Below are 20,982 nucleotides of genomic sequence, written 5' to 3' on the forward strand. Positions count from 1 at the left end.
AGATATGCTTGGAATGTGTTCGTTAGGGTTGATTCAAGCGCGTTTTAACAAGGCTTTCGCTTTGGTCATTCCTCGTATTCGTTGATGATGAGTATGGCGCTTAAAGGCATTCATCATTTGCTCCGCACCAGCTGCGTAGCAGAAGTGTTTTTCAAACTCAGTAGTTAAGGTTAACCACTGAGCAGCGTCTAGTCCCAATCTTTGTAGAATAGGACTGCGAGTGTTATCGATATGGCCGCCTTGTCATCACGAATACAACGGCCTGTAGTGTCTACCACTCACAATAGTCTTTTACCGAATTTGGCTTTTTCGAGGTTGGGGCACACGCAACCTATCTGACAATAATGAGACACAAACCGACTATGGCCTGGCCCTGAAAATTGACGATATTTATCACAGGTTTCTTTATATCGCCCTTCTTGTATTTTTCAGAGCTATCTATTTTAAGATGTTATTTCGACTGGCGTTTGTCGATTACATATTGAACGGCCATTCTAGCAAGACCAGCACCAATACCTGACACGACTGCCCACGTTACAGCCTCTTTAAGGTCAGTGTTTTCATTTCTCTTGTCTTTCGGTGCGGGTTCGTTAGTCACTTTTTCCCACGATTTTTGTAGCGTTTTTCTTGCTAGAATGCCTGCCGATGCGGCGGCAAGTCCAATACCTACGTTCGTAATGAGTTGTTTACTGCTCATAATGTACCCCTTCAGATTGTTAGTTAATATCTTGGTGCAAATCATAGACCTACTTTGTGAATTTCTTACGTTATTGTTCGAGTTGCGGTCGTAATATAGCTTGTAGGCTGGTCACAATGAAAAAGAGGAGTGTGTTTTTGTGCAAAAACAATTGCAGTAGCGAAATTCGCTAACTAACTTACGGGTAAAATTGTAAATATTTCTCAAGTAAAGAGCTCTTTTCTCTGGATGATCGGTTAATTTCTTTGTGTCATTTACTTTCTTAGCTTCTGTGAAAGCATTTGGCGCATAACCATAAAGTCAGCTAGCCGTTTCTAACGTTGAACTTGGCCATTTTTATACAACGCAGCTTCGAGTGTTTTGTCGTTTGTTGCTTCGTGCAACGGCCGCGATAAATCACTGGATTTGAAGCATGAGAGAAGTTCGCTTTGAATGCAGCGACCTGGTGTATCTAACAGCTCAATATAGTCTTTTAGTGAATTTGGCTTTTCGAGGTTGAGGCACAATCCATCTACCTGACACAAAATAAGTGCAGTACAGCCCTTATAGTTGACCATTCTTATCATGGGGGCCTTCATATCGTCCTAATAAGGGCCAATAACTTATACGAAACCTAACGCCATTAGAAAACTCCAATTGATATACATATCATCGAAATTAGCGTTTATTCCCATCTGTTATCATTTTGCGAGCTCTTGCATCTGAATTTCGAATCATATCGTCAATCAGTGCTGTTTCAGGCATGTTCTTCCAGTACTTTTTAGGCATTGAGCTTAGCATCGCGCTCTTTTTGATCCGGGCGGGATTAAATATATTAGTGTAATAAGTGAGCCAATATTTTTCGATACGGTCTTCATCAGGGCACACACTCGGATCGGGATTATCTTCTAACACTAGCTTTTCAGTGTCCCAATGGGCGGCCCGATAAGGCGTCAATATAGACCAGCGCATATTCTTGAAGCGGGTTTGGAAGAAGTCGAGTTTAATCTCCAAGCTAAAATGCTCTGGTTCATACCAAGCGATAAAGTGCTCTTGTCCGTCATGATTAACTTCTCTAAATCTCAAAAACGCGCTCATTTTATACGCATCGCGTTTTACCGCTTTGGCTAAAGTAACAAGCTGCATTATATCTTGGTCAGTTTTTAACTGAATAAGGTTTTTGTTCTCGAAAATAACGCGCCATAAAACCCGATAACACAGTGCGAAGCGGCTAGCATTTCGATGACACAGCGCATATTTAAAAAGCATTAGTATTGACTTGGGAATAGTGTGTTTCATCTGCCCTTTAGGGGCCGCAATAATCTCTTCAGGATGCCCAAACAAGTCGTCCTGTATGGACTCTGAAGTTTGCCAAATAATGTTTTCAGGGGAGATAGCTTGCGCTAAACATTCTCTTGATGCTTTGCGCCACTCGTTATATCCGGGCACGGAAGTGATTGTAATTGTTTTCATCTTGAGGCTACTTCATTTAGGCGCCGAAGAGCTCAAACTGTTTCGGCTGTTTGAACTGCAGCTCAAAATTATTGCTATCGAGTAAGTGAATAGCAGGCGAGTAATCATTCACACTAATAAAAGGTTTTAGCTTTTGTAATGGCAGACGCATTTTAGTGAGATCCATCCAACTAAGCTTTGTATAACGGCGGATCGCCAGAATTTTTTGCACGGTGCGGGCACCAAGACCTGGCACTCGTAACAACATCAGTTTGTCGGCTTTATTTAAGTCAATTGGGAATACATGACGATTGCGCAATGCCCACGCCAGCTTAGGGTCATGGTCCATATCAAGCATGTCATCGTGTAATATTTCATCAAGATTAAAACCATAAAAACGCAATAGCCAATCAGCCTGATAAAGACGGTGCTCGCGGATCAAAGGTGCTGGCTTGAGCGGTAAAACCTCAGACGCATCTGGTATTGGCGAGAACGCAGAGTAATAAACGCGGCGTAGCTTTTGTTGGCTATAAAGTTTAACACTCGTTCCCAATATGATTTTATCGTTTGAGCCATCGGCCCCTATGATCATTTGAGTAGACTGCCCGCCAGGGGCAAAGCGAGGAGGGCGTTTACCGGTATGCGTTTTATCTATTTTATGCTCGGCTATTTTGTCTTTCAGAGTATTCATTGCGCTATGAATAGCGCCGAGGTCTTTTTCTGGCGCGTATTTATTTAATGAAGGCTGGGTCGGCATTTCTACATTAATGCTAAGCCTGTCGGCATATAAGCCCGCTTCGGCCTGCAGTTCAGGCGAAGCATTGGGAATTGTCTTAAGGTGGATATACCCCTTGAAGCCGTGATCGAGACGTAACGACTTTGCAATACGCACCATGCTTTCCATTGTAAGGTCTGGTGAACCGACGATCCCTGAGCTAAGAAACAAGCCTTCGATGTAGTTGCGCTTATAAAAATTCAGTGTCAAATCTACCGTTTCTTTCACAGTGAAACGAGCACGTTGAACATTGCTTGATACTCTATTGATACAATAGTGACAATCGTAAATACAGTAGTTCGTCATTAGTATCTTTAGTAAAGAGACACAGCGCCCATCAGGGGTAAAACTGTGGCATATTCCTGTACCGCCAGTAAGCGAACCAATGCCAGTTTTATCCGTTTTCCCAGCCTTGCGTTTACCAGCCGTACCGCTTGCACATGATGCATCGTACTTAGCTGCATCTGAGAGAATTTCGAGCTTTTGAATCAGTTTGTCATGCATCGAAGATTATTACTTCCCTAAGCAAATACACAAAAGCGGTCGATTCTGTCAGAAATGATGAAACAACACGTGTGTATCGGTTATTTAGTTTTCAAATTATCTTAGCGTTTATATCATGTATAAATATACAGTACAATTTGCATTCTAGAATAAAAGGATCATTAATAAAAAAAGAGCTGAGTGCTTTCAAATAGGCGAGACGGTTGCCAAAAAAAGCACTCAGCTCCTATAACTGCCTAGCCCATCACAGCCCTTAACTTAAACGGCCTTTTATACACTTTTTTTCACCACCTTTTGCAACTGAACGCATTAACAAAGTCACCCATAATTAAAATTTCGTAATAATTCAGACCTAATCTAAGGTGAAAATTCCAACGTGAAGAATTGAAGTACTGTAAGCCTGGCCAATTGAGGACTTTGACTGGAATATTGAGCGCTGAGGAAGGAAACAGCGCGTGACTTTAGTTGTTAGGCAAAGGGGCAGGCTACAAGATACGCAGGGAATGTGTTCATTAGGGTTGCTCAAAGCACGCTTTAACAGCTTGTTTATACTTATCAGGTTATGCCGCTTAGCGTGGTATAAAATAGGGCAGGGCACATTATCACTTGTCTAGTTTACAACGTCTCTTTTACCCTAAAATGTTTAACGTCGATTGAATAAGTTTTGTGTTGGCAATGCTTAACAAGTTAGATAGCAACTGGGCTATTTGCTCGGGGATAATCAACCGAATCTTTAATAGTGGAGAGCCCTGGGAATTTATTAAAAATAGTAGCCCACTGTCGTAACAATACTATTCCCCCCATTGTTATAAGCCCCCCAACTTCTGTAGTCACGTATCGTTACGTTAAAATCCCATTGAGGTGCAAATTTGTACTTAATTCCAATTAATGCAAAATGTCCTGAATTCCCTAAATCAGGAAAAGAGCCTGATAATTTTTCAGTATCGCGATTCAGATTTGCTGTGATAACCCCAAAGGCAAGTAAGTTATTATTTATTTGATAGTTTGCAGTAAGTCGTGCTATCGGTGCAATTGCCCCCTCAACGCTTCCTAATGGCGAATGACCAGATAAATAACTCATCGCTACGCCACCTGTAATACTGATCCTGCCGATTTTTTTCTGGTAAGCAAGCCCCAGTAAGTTCTCGATTTCAGACACTTTTTGGTTCGAATTTACAAATAAGTCATACCATAATTTAACCCCAGCATTTGGTAAATTGTAATATAGTGTTGCTATTGTTTTGAACCAAACGTTTCCCTCTGAGCCATCGAGCGAATCACTCATAGCCCCTATATTTTCCATCTGCCCTTTTATATTTAGTGAGCCCCAATCGCTGACCCTTCGATGGTGTACAGTAACGATACTTCTGTTATACATACCCGATTCCTTTGAGGTATCCGATATCTCCTGCCACCACCCTATATTTACGGCGGTTTCTTGTGTTAAAACTTTCGCGTCGATATCAGTGCAAAATAGGCAAAAAATTGCCAGGGCAAATGCCTTCATTATTAGTTCCTAGATATAAAAATTGGTATTTGTGTTTGAAAAACTTACTGATAGATAACTTCCAACATATATTGGCGACACAAGGCATAGCACTTGGTACTTGTGTTTGGAGCCACAACGAAAAACTTAAACTCGTCTTTGGGTAGTTAAATTACCTTTGACTAAACAGCGGTACGTGTTGGGTGTGATATTCGTGTATACACTTAAAAAGCGTCACAAACTCGTTGATTAACACCAGTTAATCGCATTGGACAAAGCAAGAATTGTCTCACTTGGCGGAATGAATATTAGGTAAAATCTTGCCAAGTGAGACCGAATTGCTTAGTTAGTAACGGTAGCCAACTCTGACGCCAAATGTACGTGGGTCTGAGAAGGTGGCACTTCCATTAGACAATGTTGGGAAGCGACTGGCCACAGTAGCGGAAGACAAGGTCACGTTGTTTTCTAAGTTCTTACCAAAGGCTTGAGCATACCAATTGCCATCTGGTGAGTTGTAGGTAACGGTAATCCCTGTTTTTGTATAACTTGGTTGTCGGAAGTAGGCCTCTATAGTGTTGTTTAAAATAACGTATTCAGAGCTCCACTTAGTATTTAAACTAAGATCAAGGGCTGCACCATTGCTAAGTTCCCACGTGTAGGTATAGCCAGCGTTCAACGTGAATTCAGGAGATCGAGATAAAGGTTTACCATCAAAGCTGGCATTTTCAGACATCTGATAGTCGTCAAAACGAGCATCTAGCCAGGTCACCGCTAGGTTGACATTAGTCGCTTGGTTTGGTGTCCAAATGGATTCAATTTCTACTCCGTCAACATCAGCTACTGCAGCATTAGTGGTGACTGCTTGAGGCGCTCCTTCAACGTCGATAATTTGACTAAGTTGTAAATCTTCATAATCATAATGAAAGGCGCTGGTATTTAGCTGCAATTTGTATTCAGGGAAGCGTGTTTTTAAACCTGCTTCAAATGCTACTAACGTTTCAGGAGCATAATAGAAAGCTTCTTCTGTGGTTGGGTTAATGCAACCTTCACCCTCGATGCACCCAGCGTTAAAGCCACCAGCTTTATAGCCTGTTGCTACACTGCCATAAAGCAAGGTGCGTGAATCTAGATCATAATCTAACCCTAATTTCCAGGTAACTTTCGAGAACTCTCTTGAGGCGTTGTTAAGTATATCGCCATTCTCAAAATCAATTTCTTCATCTAGGGTTGTGTGGGTAATGGTTGCACCTACCCGTGACTTTTCATCATGTGTGGAACGAATTCCCCCTGTCACTCTAAGTTCGTCGGTTAGGTGATAGGTAGTTTGACCAAAGTAAGCTACGGATTTGGAAATGGTTGGGTCTTGCGGGAAACCAAAAATATAGCCATCTTGCCCTTCAGGGGCTCTTAAGCCGTAAAGAATTAAAGCAATGCCTGATTCTTCACGGAAGTAATAAAGCCCAGCCTGAGCTTGTAAATTACCATTATCATAAGCGAGTCTTAATTCTTCAGAGTGCTGTTTATAATCTCCGTCCCAAGTGTATTGGTTAGTAGTAATAAAGTCTGTGGCTTCATTCTCTCCAAAAAAACGCGTTCCTTCTTCATCACGAGTAAATTCTCGATAAGAGCCAATATAATTTAAGGTTAGTTCTTCGGTGATAAACCAATTTATATCACTTTCAATGCCCCAAGTAGAGTTATCGCGGTCTTGCTTGCCAGTCGTATCAAAGCCAAGTTGTCGTAAAGCCTTGGAATTACTATCCGTATACTTTGGGTCGACACCACTTTCAAAAGGCATAGTATAAAAATTACTTAACAAAACCGTTTCCATCGGGTTGCCCAACATACTGCTATAGTCGGCTCTGACAAGTATTTCCACATCGTCGCTCACATTGTATAAGCCGGACAACCTTACTGAGCGATTGTCTTTGTATTTGTCTACATCAGCATTAACACCATCGGTTTCAATATAGCTATCACGCTGGTCAATGTTCGCTGCAAAGCGTAAAGCAAAGTCATCGTTGACGGGTACATTGACCATAGCAGTTCCTTGCAGTGTGTTATAATTGCCATACGCTAGATCAAACGAACTTTCAAAATCATATCTGGGTTTATTCGTGATTATGTTTACAACCCCTGCAGTAGTATTTCGACCATATAGGGTGCCCTGTGGTCCCCTCAAAACTTCGACTCGGGAGACGTCAAAGAAAGATACTTCCTGAGCTTGAGGTCGCGCGATGTACACGCCATCAAGTAAAAATGCAGCAGAGGGATCACCTTTCTCTGTATTGTCTGAACTACTAACGCCACGTATGGTAATTTGCAAACCATTGTTGCGATCAATTGATATATTGGGTGTCATATCACCTAATGTTGTAGGATCTGTAACTCCCGAATCACGAAGATCATCTGCCCCTATTGAAGCCAAAGCTACCGGGGTTTTCGATGCAACTGTTGCTGTACGGCTTGCTGTCACAATAATTTGCTCAAATCCATCTTCGTCCAATTCCTTCTCTTGCGCATATATGGATTGGGAAAAAGAGCCGTTTATTAGACCCAAGGCAGTGGCAACAGCTAATATGCTTTTGCGTTTTTTAGTTAGTAACATGTGTTGTGTCCTATTTTATTTATAGAGTGACATGAACATTATTTGCACTGTGATAGCTGAAATACCGTCAGCGGTGACCTTTATATGCTCTTGATCTCTCATCGAGTGTGTTTAACTGAGAATGCTCTCAGCGTCCGAACTTAACAAAGTGGCTTTAGCTTCCACTTCTGTATAAAAAGCGTACGTTTAAAGGAGCTATCTTTGATAACTCACACGTACACAATTAAATTTCCCAAATAATCTGAGTACTACGTCAATTTGAAAGTCGGTTTTGACCCCTTTAAGCCATAAAAAACAATGTATAAGTAACAAAGTAGGGGCAATATGAAGGCAGGTTGTAAACCGACACTGTCAGCTAAGAAACCCTGAGCTAGCGGCACAATGGCGCCCCCAGCAATCGCTAAACAAAGTATTCCAGACCCTTCACTTGTGCGTTCTCCCAGTTGGTTGACACCTAAGCTGAAAATAACGGGAAACATTATCGAGTTGCACAATCCGATCAGTAGGATTGACCACATTGCTATCCAGCCTTGACCCAGGATTGCAATCAACAACAAGCCGACAGCTAGCGATGCATTAAAGGCGAGCACAACGCCTCCGGATACTTTTTGCATGACAGCTGCACCAATAAATCTTCCAACCATTGCGCCAGCCCAGTAATACGCCACATAATTTGCCGCTTCGGCCTCCGCCATATTGGCAATATTTTCCTTACCCAAAAAATTAACCATGAAACTTCCTATCGATACCTCGGCACCAACATAGAGAAAGATGCCTAGTGCCCCCAAGGTTAAATGTCGGTATGTGAAAATTGATGGCTGATTGGCATTAGAGGCGGTCTTTACAACAGGTTTATATTCGATAGCTGGAAGCTTTAACATTGCAAAAATGGCAGCAAGAACAAGCAATGTAGCGGCTAGCAGTAAGTAGGGAATTTGCACAGAGGATGCCTCTGCTTGTGTAACGGTTTCCAATTGCGAAGCATGCATTTGACTAGCGTCAACTGCCGCTACGGATAGTATTAACGCGGCACCAAAAAATGGTGCAATAGCGGTTCCCAAAGAGTTAAAAGCCTGAGTCAACGTTAAGCGGCTTGCCGCTGTCTCTGAGGGGCCCAGTATTGCTACGTAAGGGTTTGCTGAGACTTGTAAAATAGTAATACCGGATGCCAGTACAAAAAGCGCACCTAAAAAGACGCCGTAAACATGAGTGGTAGCAGCAGGGTAAAAAAGTAAACAACCTACTCCTGCGATAATAAGCCCTAGTACGATGCCATATTTATAACCAATGCGTTTTATAAGCATCCCTGCTGGAATGGATACCAAAAAATAGGCCCCAAAAAAACAAAATTGGATTAGCATTGCTTGCGTATAGCTAAGCGAAAATACATTTTTTAAATGGGGTATCAATATATCGTTCAAACAAGTGATAAACCCCCACATGAAGAACAAACTCGTTAGTGCGGTTAACGCAAACAAATTGTTTTGTGATTGTCCGTGCTCTGGAGTACTTGTTCCTGTGGAACTTGCTAATTCCATATTTTTGTCCTTAATTATTAACGACCAATTTCAAAAATTGACTCAGCGATATTCATACCTGAGCGATGCATTTCTGCTGCCTTTAACATGTCAGCCAAAACTTCCGGCCGCTGGTCTGCAACATCAAATTTTTCACCTGGATCTTCGCCTAAGTGGAATAACAGCGGGCGCTTGTGGACAACTCGTGCCGGAGGCTGACCATAAGCTCCTTGTGTAATAAAATGAACTTTGTAAGGTCCTTTGCGGAAGGCGTACAGTTCGCCAGAGCGATAGTAAGCAAAACTGGTTCTTGGGCTTTGATGTCCCATCAGTGCAGGCGTTAGATCTACAGAATCTATAACCTCAGCTACTGGCTCAACACCAGCAAGTTTTAGGGCAGTTGCATACATATCCATCACAGAGCCAATACCTTTTACTACCCCGGGTTGGATTTGACCCGGCCACCAGAAAATACCAGGTACTCTCGTGCCTCCCTCAAACGTGGTAGCTTTGCCATTTCGTAGCGGTCCTGCTGAACCTGCGTGCTGATCCATAGTGAGCCACGGCCCATTATCGCTACTGAAAACGACTAAAGTATCCTTCGCAATGCCTTGTTCTTCTAAAGCTTTACGGATTTGCCCAACACTCCAATCTATTTCTTCAACGACATCACCGTAGCGTCCACCTGCGCTAACACCTTCAAAATCACTGCTGGCGAAAACAGGTACGTGAGGCATGTTATAAGCAACATACAAAAAGAAAGGTTGTTTGCGATTAGCATGTTTCTCAATATAATCGACCGATTGTTCGGTATAACGCTTGGTTAATAAGCTTTGATTTGGCGGACGTTCAACAATTTCGTCTTCATACCCAGTGGATACCACTGAGCTCTTAATGAGCGGTATATCCCAGTATTCATTTTTAGGGGCAAGCGAGTACTTTTTGCGGTCGGCAATAGCTTTTTGAACAAACGCTTTATCACCTCTAGCTCCCGCAGCAAAAATTTCTGTGGTAGTCGGGCCAATCATCCAATCAAGATCATTAGAGTATGGCGTTCCTAACCACTCATCAAAACCATGCCGAGTAGGTAGGCCTTCTGGCTGGTCACCTAAATGCCACTTACCCAACATCGCCGTAGTGTAACCGGCTGACTTCAGCGCCTCTGGTAAAGTCACTATCTCGTCTGGAATGCGCCCAGCTTCACCTGGGAAGAGTACAGCTTTCGTTTCACCGTAAAGACCTGATCGTTCCGGATAATTTCCCGTCATTAATGAGCCTCGGCTAGGTGAGCATACCGGTGCCGCTACGTAGAAATTTGTCCAACGTTGACCTTGTCTTGCAATCTCATCAAGCTCAGGGGTTTGAATATTGGGGCTGCCATAGCTACTAAGGTCGCCATAGCCCATGTCATCAGCAAACAAAATAATGATGTTAGGTTGTTTGCCAATTATACTTTTGGAGCTGTCGTTTTTGTCTGCATCTGCGGCCACCTGACACCCAGATATTAACGTGGCCGATGTCGCTAGTAATACTGCAAGGCGGCTTCGAAACTTAAAGCGCTTAGCTACACGTACTGCAATTTTGTTATTCATAAGAAAGTCCGTAACCGAAAGGATATAAAGGTGCGTTACTATCAAAAGGGGTATCTGCTTGTTGCGCTATAACAGCCGCCATAGAAGAGGGGAGTTCAATGGGTAACTTACCTTCAGGTTTGTAGTGTCCTAAAATTACTGAAAGTAATACTTTGTCTGAAACGCCAAAGTTACCTATTATTCCATCAAGCTTATCTTGTATTGAGGTCAATACTGCTGGCCTCTCTAGAAAAATAGTCGCAATTGTAGGGACATGTGCACTGGCTTTTACTACCGCGTCGTAGTCTGGATTGCCAGGTTCAAAAGATAAATTACCTTCATGATGACGACGACCAAATACATAATTTTTGTGGGTTTGTTCGAAGGGAGTATCCAGTCGTAGAATCGCTAAATCAGCATCTTCTACATCGTCGACCACTGTAAACCCGAAGTTAGCAGCGACGTCTGCGTCAATACCATAGAGGTAAAGCTTTTTGGCTGAGGACGCTAATGGCAATAATTGATGCTTATTTTCAAGTAACACCAGCGCTTTAGCCTGAGCTAAATCAGCTTTTGCTTGAAACTCTTCATTTCCAACGATGTTTAACGCGAGCGCTTCATCAACAAATGGGTTTTCAAAAAGACCTAACTCAAATTTTTGCAGCATTATGCGATATGCTGACTGAGCTACACGTTCCTCTGTAACCAAACCAGATTTCACTGAATCGATTAATGGTTGCGGATCTTCAACGCCACCAAATTGATCAATTCCAGCTTTTAAAGCTTTTGCATAGCGTTGTTGAGGCGATAATTCCATAACCCCCCAGGCAGTTGATAAATCCGGGATCTCTTGCCGTTGTCCATCAACTTCACCGTACTTACAAATATCGCTGCAATCTAATGTGATTGCCCAATCAGAAAGTACTACGCCATCAAATTTATATTCTCCTCGTAATAAATCTGTTAACAAATAGCGGTTATAACCCACTCCGACTTGTTCAATTTTATTACCCTTATAAACTAAGTTTTGTAGAATAGAATAGGTCGGCATAACGCCACTAACGTTAGCGGAAAATGCACTTTCGAATGGCTTAATATGGTACTCAAAATTGTTGTTGGGGAATGTAGCGTAACGGCCATAATAATTGTGGCTGTCATAGCCATCTTTAGCGGCGCCATAACCTACCCAATGTTTTACTACCGTGGCGACACTGTTAGGATTTAGGCCTTGGGCACCATTTTGAAACCCTTCAACATATGCACCCACTAACAGCTTTGCTAACTCAGCATTTTCACCAAATGTGCCGACAACTCTTGGCCAGCGAGGTTCAGTCGATAAATCGGCCATAGGAGATAACGCCTGAACAATACCTACAGAACGATACTCTTGACGAGCAATATCTCCGAACTGGCGAACCAAATCTGGATCACCTACAGCTGCAAAGCCTAGAGTCTCAGGCCATTTACTAAAACTACCGGCGGATACACTCGCACCGGCCAGATAATTAAAGTGGTTACGTGGATCGGTACTTATGGAAAGAGGTATGCCAAGCCGTCGTTGCTCGGCCATTGTTTGCAATTTATTATTTCCATTGGCCAATAGCTTTGCTTCGGAGGATAAGCGGGTGATTACACTACCAATATTATTTTGCAAAATTAAACGTTTAGCGCGTGCCATATCATAATCAACGTCACCAAATGCAGACATACTGCCATGCATCAAGGTGCCAGCCTTTTCTTCTAACGTCATCCGAGCGACTAAATCACGGGCTCGTGTTGAAGCAGGCAAACGCCAATCCTCATAGGCGTTTAACTCACCGTCTTTATTTAGGTCCTTAAATTTAAAACCGTGCTTCTTTAAAAGCGGAATCGTACTGCGAGTGCCTAACTCAGGTTGCTTGTAGATTGATGCATGCTCTGAAGCATTATCAGTTTTACACCCCATTACTCCAATAGACAGCAAAGGTAGCAATGCAATACGAATAATATATTTGTAAGCTTGCGGACCCAACGAGTCGAACTTACCTCCCATTTACGCTACCTCTCTATTTTTCGAAAAACATAAAAACGAATTGTTGTGATTAAGTACTTTTAATGTTGTAAAAGTAAAAACAAATGACATCGATGTCATTTGTTGTTAACAGATGCTATACATTAATGACATCGATGTCAATTTTGGTTTTACTTAGAAATACTCATAAATAAATATAAGTTTTCGATTCTGTGCAACGGATTAAAATGGCGTTTTAGAATTGAATAATTGATAGTATGTTGGCCAATATTTCTAGGAATAAGTACATAGCATCTATGCAAATAAAGAAGACAACCCTCTACGACGTAGCAAGAGAAGCGAAGGTATCACCTAAGACAGTATCAAGAGTGATTAATAGTGAATCTACTGTCCGGAAAAAAACTCGAGAAACAGTTCTAGCTGCGATTGAATCGTTGAATTACCGCCCTAATTCATTTGCGAGAAATCTTAGGAGCAGCCGTTCGTATGTCATTGCGTTACTTTATGATAATCGCAGTCCGCCTTACATACTTGAATTGCAAATGGGTATATTGCCAGTTTGTGAGGCAGCTGGGTTCAATATTATTATTCAACCGTATGCTTTTGATAGTGAAACGCTTATTGAAGATATAGGCAAGTGGTTGGAGCGTTCGAGAGTTGACGGTTTAGTACTTGCGCCGCCACTAACCGATCATCAAGGTTTGTTGGATGTACTGAAAGAAAACAAAATTGAATTTGTACGCATCTCACCTATTGATAAAAGTGACATATCGCCCTTCGTTTACGGGAACGATAGGTTTGCGGCCAGAGAGATGACGAATCATCTAATTTCACTGGGACATGAATCAATTGGATTTATAAAAGGGCATCCTGACCATAACGGAGCGATTGAACGCCTAAAAGGATACGAAGATGCTTTAGTTGCCGCAAATATTCCAATTAGAAAAACACTAATTAAGCAAGGTGACTTCAGCTTCGAATCAGGCGAAATATGCGCCAGAAGTTTGCTACGTGAAGCAACTCCACCTAGTGCGATATTCGCTAGTAACGACAACATGGCATCGGCGGTTATGAAAGTAGCTCGCCAAATAGGGTTAGAATTGCCTTCCGAATTATCTATTGCAGGATTTGATAATTCGAGAATATCTCAGCAACTTTGGCCCACATTAACAACGGTTGAGCAACCCTTGCGTGAATTAGCGGCGCGTAGTACTGAGTTACTCATCAATAATATTCTAGGTAAAAAGACTGATAAGCTTGAAAGTGAATTTCTATGTAAATTGATAATCAGAGAGTCAACTTCGGACAAACAGAAATGATTTAAAAGTTAAGCTTTCACTTTCTGTGTAACTAGGTGTATTTCGCGATGGTGTAAAACGAATACAAAGAAAAGCATATATAAAGGCCCCTAAGATTAAAGTGTGGAGATAGCTCAAACCTACTTTGAGGTGAAAATTCCAACGTGAAGAGTTGAAGTACTTCAAGTCAGGGCGGTTGAGGATTTTGAATGGAATATTGAGCGCGGAGGAAGGAGACAGCGCGTGACTTTAGTTATTAGGCAAGGGGGCAGGCTACAAGTTATGTATTAAATGTCTTGACCATTGACAGGGCTAATTAAAGCCCGGTCAAGATTTGTCACTTGCTCTTACAGGCGTATAAGTATGCAGTCAGAACAACAGACATGCTATGACGCAATCACTCGCTCTCAATCGCGTTCATCCCAAGCGTGGCTTGAAACGTGAAAATGGTTCTGTTTTCATTTGAGCTGACGGTTAGGCTTCCTTCATGGGCTGAGGTGATTTGTGAAGCAATGAACAAGCCCAGCCCTAAGCCGCCAGATTGCTTGTTGTTTTCATTGCGCCAAAATGGTTGAAAGAGCTTATCTATAACCTCTGGTTTTATTTGCTCGCCGCCATTGCTAACACTTAATGCGAATACGCTGTTTTCAATGCTTGCATTAACCTCAATAGCTTGTTGCGGGTCGCCATGCACAATGGCGTTGATTAACAGGTTCGACAGCAACTGGGCTATTCGCTCGGGGTCACAATTCACCGAGCCTTTTATCGCAATGTTGGTGTGTATTTCTCGCTCAGGGTGCAGCCCCGAGAGTTCATCAACCGTGTGAATTAAGATATCTTCTAAGTTGTCCACGGTTTTGATGTTTAGCTCCATGCCATTACCCATTTTCCCTCGGGTGAGATCCATCACATCACTGATTAAACGCTTCATTCGAGTGGCGCTGTTGTCCATGCGTGCGAGTATTTTTTGTGAGGTAGCATCTGTCACATGGTCTTTTAAAAAACTGACGCCCATTGTCAGTGCTGACAAGGGAGTTCTTAAATCGTGGCCAAGAATAGCGATGTATTGCTCTTGTAGTTTGGCGGCTGAGTTAGCGTTGAATAACTCAGATTCAGCAGTGATGAGCCTTTCGTCGGCTTCAATTTGCCGAGAAATTAGGTCTGCGAATGACTTGATCTGCTGTTGAATTTCAACTGTTTTTAACTTTACCGGTAGCGGATCTAAACCGCACAGCGTACCGAAAAAATCCCCGTTTTTGGTGTAAATAGGAAACGAAAAGTAACTTTCAAACCCATACATAATCGGAATTTTGCTTTTACTGTAATGCTCATCTTTTAGGGCGTGTTCAATAACAATAGGCTGAGTTGACTTTTTCACCTGAGTACAAAAAGTGGTGGATATATCAAGTTCATCCCCAGGGTGAAGATTGAAGTTAACCCGATCGAGCACAGCGCATGTGGTCCACTTCTCATCAGTTACGCGGGCCACACAGATAAAACGCAAACCTGTGGCATCTGCCAGCATCTTCATGATATGCGGCACGGCTTCAATAGACTGTATAGTCTGAATATCTTTTTCAATTAACGCGTTCATTCGGTACTCTTTGCTATGCGCTCATCTTAATTTGAACGGTCTCTAGTTATTTTGTCATTCAGTCGTTGATAAATCATCATCCATTTTTTGAGCTCAATCAAAGAGGTAAACCGACATAGCGAATAGTGTTTCAGTGGAGCAGAGCTTCACTTAGATTCACCTTTGTGGGGCGGTGAACCAGCGTGTTGGCTTGATCTCAATAACCCTTCTTTGCTTGTATTAGCATGCTACCAGTGATTCTTGATGAATGTGAAATTTAAAAACGCGTTAATTTAGGGAGTAAAATTGACCCAATTGATGGTCGTTTTTACTCTTATTGTTCTGAGTTGTTGTGTAAGTCATTGATTTTTAATGAGTATTATTTAGTGCGCTTATTCTTTATGGGCGAATACCAGGATAAAAAATATCAAAACAAGACGTCTAGACGGTTGACATATAGACGTCTATACGGCAAATTGAGCTGCATGAACGTAGATTCGAAAATAATAACAAGCACCACCGGCATGATTATGATTATTACCTCTTTGAGGTGATTGCTGGCTTGTGCACATAAAACAGACATAAAGCCCGCAAATATAGCGGGCTTTTTTGTTATTTAGCGCAGCAAAAAAGTTAATTAATGGTTGTTTTGACGAGGTGAAAGCCTTGTATAAACAGTCAACAGAGGAGCAAAATAAATGAAGGTGTTGAAGTTTGGCGGTTCGTCTTTAGCTGATGCAGAGCGTTATTTACGGGTAAAAGATATCTGTTTGGATACCCATGCAACCAACGGCGCGGCTGTTGTGTTATCAGCCCCTAAAGGCGTGACCAATGCATTATCTCTGTTATGTGAAGAAGCGGGAAATGGTAAAGATTACGGCGAGTTATTCGCTAAGCTGAACATGGTGCTTTTCGGTATTTTAGATGATTTGAAAAATACCCTACCTGAATTCGATGACAGCAAGCTTGCCCCTTATATTCAAAATGTATTGAATGAATTAAACCAACACCTTGAAGGTTTCGCGTTATTGCGCTGCGCACCTGAATCTGTCGTTGCTAAGATTTTAAGTATTGGCGAGTACATGAGCGTGAATATCTTCAGTCAAATATTGACCACGCTTGGTACTAAAAACCAAATTATTGACCCTGCTGAATTGATTCTTGCAGAAGGCGATTACCTTGATAGCATCGCTGATGTCGCTGTGAGTAAAGCGCGCTTTAGCGATGTTGACAGCTCTGGCGACGTAGTCTTGATTATGCCTGGTTTTGTAGCCGTAAACGCCGAAGGTGAAAAAGTCACCCTTGGTCGCAACGGCTCAGACTATTCCGCCGCTATTCTGGCGGCGTGTATCGATGCTGAATGTTGTGAAATTTGGACTGACGTAGACGGTGTTTACAACGCCGATCCGAATCAGGTTGATGGTGCCGTGTTACTTGATAAATTGACCTATCAAGAAGCCATGGAGTTATCTTATTTTGGGGCAAAAGTGCTGCACCCGAAAACCATCGGGCCCATTGCTCAGCATCATATTCCTTGTCTTATTCGGAACACGCTTAACCCAGCTGCCCCTGGCACCCTTATCAGTAACGAGAAGAGCACCAAATGGACCAGCGTCAAAGGTATTTCGCACCTTGATGATATGACCATGTTTAATGTGGCAGGCCCAGGTATGAAAGGCATGGTTGGCATGGCCAGTCGTGTGTTTGAAGTGATGTCGAATGCCAACATCTCTATTAGCTTAATTACGCAGTCATCTTCTGAATACAGCATTAGTTTTTGTATTCACAGTAAAGACGCTGCTCGAGCGCAAGATTTATTAGAAGACTCCTTTGCCCTTGAGTTAGCCAATAACCTACTTGACCCTATCGAAGTACGTCATGACCTAGCGATAGTGACGTTAGTCGGTGATGGCATGCGTCATTCACAAGGCTTAGCGGCCAAGTTCTTTAGCTCGTTAGCGCAAGCACGAGTGAACAATGTGGCGATTGCTCAGGGCTCATCTGAGCGTTCAATTTCGACGGTTATTGAAAGCAGCAAGGCGAAAAAAGCAGTGAAAGTGGTTCATCAGAATTTCTTTTCAAATTTACACGCAATCGACGTGTTTTTAGTGGGCTGTGGCACAGTAGGTAAAGAGTTGCTAGGGCAAATCGCTCGCCAGCAAGCAGTGTTGCTAGAGCGTGGTATCAGTTTAAAAATTTACGGTATTGCCAATAGCCGTAAACTCTTACTCGCAGCGGGCGGAGTTGATTTGAACGCGGACTGGGCAAGTCAGTTAAATGACAGTGAGCGGTCACTATCTGTTGATGCATTGCAAGACTTCGTAATGCGTAACAGTTTGGTTAACCCAGTGGTGATAGATTGTACCAGCAGTAGCGTGATTGCCGAGCTTTATGTTGAGTTGATGAACAGCGGTTTCCACGTGGTTACGCCAAACAAAAAAGCCAATACGGCATCCTATGCTTATTATCAGCAATTACGTGATACCGCACAAAACACTAATCGTCAGTTCTTGTATGAAACCACAGTGGGTGCAGGCTTGCCGGTTATCGATAACTTGCAAAAATTGATTTACGCTGGCGATGAACTACAGCGTTTTGAAGGAATTTTATCTGGCTCGTTGTCATTCGTATTTGGCAAATTAGATGAAGGTTTAACCTTGTCTCAGGCAACTGAAATTGCCAAGAAAAACGGTTTTACTGAGCCTGACCCGCGTGATGATTTAAGTGGTACGGATGTGGCCCGTAAGCTATTAATAATGGCCCGGGAAGCAGATTTACAGCTTGAGTTAGACGACATTCAAATTGAACCTGTATTGCCGTCACACTTTGACGATAGCGGCAGTATTGAAGAGTTTATGGCTAAGTTGCCAGAACTTGATGCCTTGTACGCGGAAAAGGTTAACGCGGCCAAAGAAGAAGGCAAGGTATTGCGCTATGTCGGCTCGATTAGCAAGGGCAAGTGCGTCGTATCGATTCAAGCGGTTGGTGAAGACCACCCTTTGTTTGTGATTAAAGAAGGTGAAAATGCCTTGGCTATCCACAGTAACTATTATCAGCCTATTCCTTACGTTATACGCGGCTATGGTGCAGGCGCCGCGGTAACAGCAGCGGGTGTGTTTGCTGATGTACTGAGAACCATGCCATGGAAGCAAGACGTGTAATGACTGAATTTAATGATATGACGGGCAAAACAGTGCGCGCTTTTGCCCCCGCTTCAACAGGTAATGTGAGCTTAGGGTTTGACTTGCTCGGCGCAGCGTTAAAGCCCATGGACGGTACTGTGCTTGGGGATGAAGTTGACCTTGAATTGGCTGAAACATTTAGCCTTGAAGTAAAAGGTGCATTTGCCCATAAATTACCGGCTGATCACGATACCAACATCGTCACGCGTTGTTACCAACACTTTGTAAAAGTGATGGATGAAAAGGGCGTTGAACTGCCAGCAGTACGAATGACCCTACACAAGCACTTGCCGATAGGCAGTGGCTTAGGCTCAAGTGCCGCATCGGTTGTGGCTGCGCTGCACGGTTTGAATGAATTTTACGGCCAGCTATTGGGCGAGGTGCCATTTAACCAACATGAGTTACTGCTAATGATGGGCGAGTTGGAAGGTCAGATCAGTGGCAGCGTACATTATGATAATGTCGCACCTTGTTATTTAGGTGGTTTGACTCTGATGGCGGAGCAGGCCGACACGCTAGCCTTGCAATTGCCGACCTTTAAACATTGGTATTGGGTGGCGTGTTATTCAGGCATCACAGTATCAACCGCAGCGGCAAGAGATATTTTGCCGAAGCAGGTATCGATGCCAAATACGTTGAAATTTGGTCGTCAATTGGCGGTCTTTATTGATGCATTGTATCGCCAAGATGAGAAATTAGCGGTGAGTATGATGACGGATGTTATCGCGGAACCCTATCGCAAATCGTTGTTGCCGTACTTTGATGAGTCACGTGAATTTGCCATGCAAAATGGCGCGATGGCATTTGGTATTTCAGGCTCAGGCCCTACGGTATTCGCAGTGTGCGATAACCTTGAACAGGCACAAACCATCAGCACCTGGTTAGAAGAGAATTATATCCAAAATGACACTGGCTTTAGCCATGTGTGTCAGCTTGATGAACAAGGCGCTGTGGCAAACGATATCAGCGCCTAGCATAATATTAAAATACGCTTAGTTGAATAAGCACATAAGGTAAGAAACGTGGAACTAGTTAATTTAAAAGACCCCTCAGACAAAGTCAGCTTTGCACAAGCGGTTAAAAAAGGGTTAGGCAAAAACCAAGGGTTATATTTCCCTACTAGTTTGCCAAAATTTGATGATATCGATGTCATTCTTGATATGCCATTTGTTGAGCGTTCGGTTGAAATTCTCAGCCAGTTAATCGGCGATGAAATCCCTCGGGAGCGATTACAAGGGATCGTGGAGCGAGCGTTTGCTTTTGAAGCGCCGTTGGCAAAAGTAGCAGATAACGTTTACAGCCTTGAATTGTTTCACGGGCCAACGTTGGCGTTTAAAGACTTTGGCGGCCGTTTTATGGCCCAGTGTTTAACTGAAATTGCCGCGGGCGAGAAAATCACCATTTTAACCGCCACGTCTGGCGATACCGGTGCTGCGGTTGCCCATGCGTTCCACGGTTTAGATAACATCAATGTGGTTATTTTGTTCCCGAAGGGCAAAATTAGCCCACTACAAGAAAAGCTGTTTACTACCTTAGGTGACAACATTCACACCGTATCGATTGAAGATGATTTCGATGCTTGTCAGCAAATGGTAAAAAGCGCGTTTGATGATGTAGACGTGCGTGAAGGGTTACACCTTAACTCAGCGAACTCTATCAATATCAGCCGTTTGGTGGCGCAAGTATGTTATTACTTTGAAGCCGTTTCACAACTAAGTAAAGAACAGCGCGAAGACCTAGTTATTTCTGTGCCAAGCGGTAACTTTGGTAACTTAACCGCCGGTATGATTGCCAAGACCATGGGGTTACCCGTTAAGCATTTTGTTGCTGCAACTAACCTAAACGATACCGTTCCACGTTACTTAAAAACCGGTGAATGGGATCCAAAAGACACAGTTGCAACCATGTCTAACGCGATGGATGTAAGTCAACCAAACAATTGGCCACGTATCGAAGCTATTATTGAACAGGGTTACTTACCCCGTGAAGTGCTTTCAGGTGATACCGTTGATGAAGATTATACCCAGGTGGCGATGCGCCAGCTTGCGCAAATCGGCTACGTGAGTGAGCCCCACGCTGCCGTTGCTTACAAAGCGTTGGTTCGCCATATGGAAGAAGGCGATACCGGTATATTCTTGGGGACAGCTCACCCTGCTAAGTTCCGTGAAACCGTAGAGAACGTATTGGGTCAGCCGATTAGTTTGCCTCAGCCTTTGGTCGATTGTTCAACCAAAGAAAGCCTAGCGGTAGACTTACCCAGCGATTATGAAGCCCTTAAAAAACACTTGTTTAGCTTATTAGGCTAAGTGTGGCGTTGATCTTACAAGGG

General features: G+C 42.9%; 14 protein-coding genes and 1 pseudogene. 4 read left to right on the forward strand and 11 right to left on the reverse strand.

Annotated features, from left to right (window positions below):
• Positions 1-33 precede the first annotated feature (33 nt).
• From FX988_RS16505 to FX988_RS16545, 10 genes and pseudogenes are all read right to left on the reverse strand, one after another.
• Positions 34-298: pseudogene (locus FX988_RS16505) on the reverse strand (hypothetical protein); the annotation flags it as partial.
• Positions 299-451: 153 nt separating this feature from the next.
• The gene (locus FX988_RS16510) at positions 452-697 is read right to left on the reverse strand and encodes a DUF4235 domain-containing protein (protein WP_160181203.1); all 246 of its coding nucleotides are present in this window, start codon (positions 695-697) and stop codon (positions 452-454) included.
• A 314-nt stretch (positions 698-1,011) separates the two neighbouring features.
• Positions 1,012-1,263, reverse strand: coding sequence for a hypothetical protein (locus tag FX988_RS21695; RefSeq protein WP_217621253.1), 252 nt, complete (start codon positions 1,261-1,263; stop codon positions 1,012-1,014).
• Positions 1,264-1,354: 91 nt separating this feature from the next.
• Positions 1,355-2,149, reverse strand: coding sequence for a TIGR03915 family putative DNA repair protein (locus FX988_RS16515; protein WP_160181204.1), 795 nt, complete (start codon positions 2,147-2,149; stop codon positions 1,355-1,357).
• Between the two features lie 16 nt (positions 2,150-2,165).
• The gene (locus tag FX988_RS16520) at positions 2,166-3,407 is read right to left on the reverse strand and encodes a putative DNA modification/repair radical SAM protein (protein WP_160181205.1); all 1,242 of its coding nucleotides are present in this window, start codon (positions 3,405-3,407) and stop codon (positions 2,166-2,168) included.
• 760 nt (positions 3,408-4,167) lie between these two features.
• Positions 4,168-4,914, reverse strand: coding sequence for a hypothetical protein (locus tag FX988_RS16525; protein ID WP_160181206.1), 747 nt, complete (start codon positions 4,912-4,914; stop codon positions 4,168-4,170).
• A gap of 325 nt (positions 4,915-5,239) precedes the next feature.
• Positions 5,240-7,501: a TonB-dependent receptor gene (locus tag FX988_RS16530; RefSeq protein ID WP_160181207.1), complete on the reverse strand. Its 2,262-nt coding sequence runs from the start codon at positions 7,499-7,501 to the stop codon at positions 5,240-5,242.
• A gap of 248 nt (positions 7,502-7,749) precedes the next feature.
• Positions 7,750-9,039, reverse strand: coding sequence for a sugar MFS transporter (locus tag FX988_RS16535; protein ID WP_160181208.1), 1,290 nt, complete (start codon positions 9,037-9,039; stop codon positions 7,750-7,752).
• A 17-nt stretch (positions 9,040-9,056) separates the two neighbouring features.
• A complete protein-coding gene (locus FX988_RS16540) occupies positions 9,057-10,610 on the reverse strand; it encodes a sulfatase (protein ID WP_160181209.1) in 1,554 nt (517 codons plus the stop codon).
• A complete protein-coding gene (locus FX988_RS16545) occupies positions 10,603-12,621 on the reverse strand; it encodes a glycoside hydrolase family 3 protein (protein WP_160181210.1) in 2,019 nt (672 codons plus the stop codon). The genes FX988_RS16540 and FX988_RS16545 overlap by 8 nt, the downstream gene beginning before the upstream one ends.
• Before the next feature lie 275 nt (positions 12,622-12,896).
• Between FX988_RS16545 and FX988_RS16550 the strand changes: the two genes are divergently transcribed.
• Positions 12,897-13,919 carry a LacI family DNA-binding transcriptional regulator gene (locus tag FX988_RS16550; protein WP_160181211.1) on the forward strand — a complete coding sequence of 341 codons (1,023 nt, stop codon included), beginning with the start codon at positions 12,897-12,899 and terminating at the stop codon, positions 13,917-13,919.
• Between the two features lie 376 nt (positions 13,920-14,295).
• Here the strand turns inward: FX988_RS16550 and FX988_RS16555 are convergent, their stop codons facing one another.
• Entirely contained in the window at positions 14,296-15,492 is a 1,197-nt protein-coding gene (locus FX988_RS16555) for a sensor histidine kinase (RefSeq protein WP_160181212.1), read from the reverse strand.
• A gap of 677 nt (positions 15,493-16,169) precedes the next feature.
• Between FX988_RS16555 and thrA the strand changes: the two genes are divergently transcribed.
• From thrA to thrC, 3 genes are read left to right on the forward strand one after another with little or no spacing between them, the layout of a single operon-like run.
• On the forward strand, positions 16,170-18,632 hold the full coding sequence (gene thrA / locus FX988_RS16560; RefSeq protein WP_160181213.1) for a bifunctional aspartate kinase/homoserine dehydrogenase I: 2,463 nt from the start codon (positions 16,170-16,172) through the stop codon (positions 18,630-18,632).
• The gene (gene thrB, locus FX988_RS16565) at positions 18,632-19,627 is read left to right on the forward strand and encodes a homoserine kinase (RefSeq protein ID WP_160181214.1); all 996 of its coding nucleotides are present in this window, start codon (positions 18,632-18,634) and stop codon (positions 19,625-19,627) included. Before thrA ends, thrB begins: the two co-directional genes overlap by 1 nt.
• Positions 19,628-19,675: 48 nt before the next feature.
• Positions 19,676-20,959: a threonine synthase gene (thrC, locus tag FX988_RS16570; protein WP_160181215.1), complete on the forward strand. Its 1,284-nt coding sequence runs from the start codon at positions 19,676-19,678 to the stop codon at positions 20,957-20,959.
• Positions 20,960-20,982: the final 23 nt, after the last annotated feature.

Source organism: Paraglaciecola mesophila, from assembly GCF_009906955.1.
Classification (GTDB): domain Bacteria; phylum Pseudomonadota; class Gammaproteobacteria; order Enterobacterales; family Alteromonadaceae; genus Paraglaciecola; species Paraglaciecola mesophila_A.

What these genes read in the sequence shown, in the direction of transcription:
- FX988_RS16515 (WP_160181204.1), bottom strand. Translation starts at nt 2,149, where the DNA reads ATGAAAACAATTACAATCACTTCCGTGCCCGGATATAACGAGTGGCGC.
- FX988_RS16525 (WP_160181206.1), bottom strand. Translation starts at nt 4,914, where the DNA reads ATGAAGGCATTTGCCCTGGCAATTTTTTGCCTATTTTGCACTGATATC.
- FX988_RS16555 (WP_160181212.1), bottom strand. Translation starts at nt 15,492, where the DNA reads ATGAACGCGTTAATTGAAAAAGATATTCAGACTATACAGTCTATTGAA.
- FX988_RS16545 (WP_160181210.1), bottom strand. Translation starts at nt 12,621, where the DNA reads ATGGGAGGTAAGTTCGACTCGTTGGGTCCGCAAGCTTACAAATATATT.
- FX988_RS21695 (WP_217621253.1), bottom strand. Translation starts at nt 1,263, where the DNA reads ATGATAAGAATGGTCAACTATAAGGGCTGTACTGCACTTATTTTGTGT.
- thrB (WP_160181214.1), top strand. Translation starts at nt 18,632, where the DNA reads ATGACTGAATTTAATGATATGACGGGCAAAACAGTGCGCGCTTTTGCC.
- thrA (WP_160181213.1), top strand. Translation starts at nt 16,170, where the DNA reads ATGAAGGTGTTGAAGTTTGGCGGTTCGTCTTTAGCTGATGCAGAGCGT.
- FX988_RS16550 (WP_160181211.1), top strand. Translation starts at nt 12,897, where the DNA reads ATGCAAATAAAGAAGACAACCCTCTACGACGTAGCAAGAGAAGCGAAG.
- FX988_RS16540 (WP_160181209.1), bottom strand. Translation starts at nt 10,610, where the DNA reads ATGAATAACAAAATTGCAGTACGTGTAGCTAAGCGCTTTAAGTTTCGA.
- FX988_RS16530 (WP_160181207.1), bottom strand. Translation starts at nt 7,501, where the DNA reads ATGTTACTAACTAAAAAACGCAAAAGCATATTAGCTGTTGCCACTGCC.
- FX988_RS16520 (WP_160181205.1), bottom strand. Translation starts at nt 3,407, where the DNA reads ATGCATGACAAACTGATTCAAAAGCTCGAAATTCTCTCAGATGCAGCT.
- FX988_RS16510 (WP_160181203.1), bottom strand. Translation starts at nt 697, where the DNA reads ATGAGCAGTAAACAACTCATTACGAACGTAGGTATTGGACTTGCCGCC.
- FX988_RS16535 (WP_160181208.1), bottom strand. Translation starts at nt 9,039, where the DNA reads ATGGAATTAGCAAGTTCCACAGGAACAAGTACTCCAGAGCACGGACAA.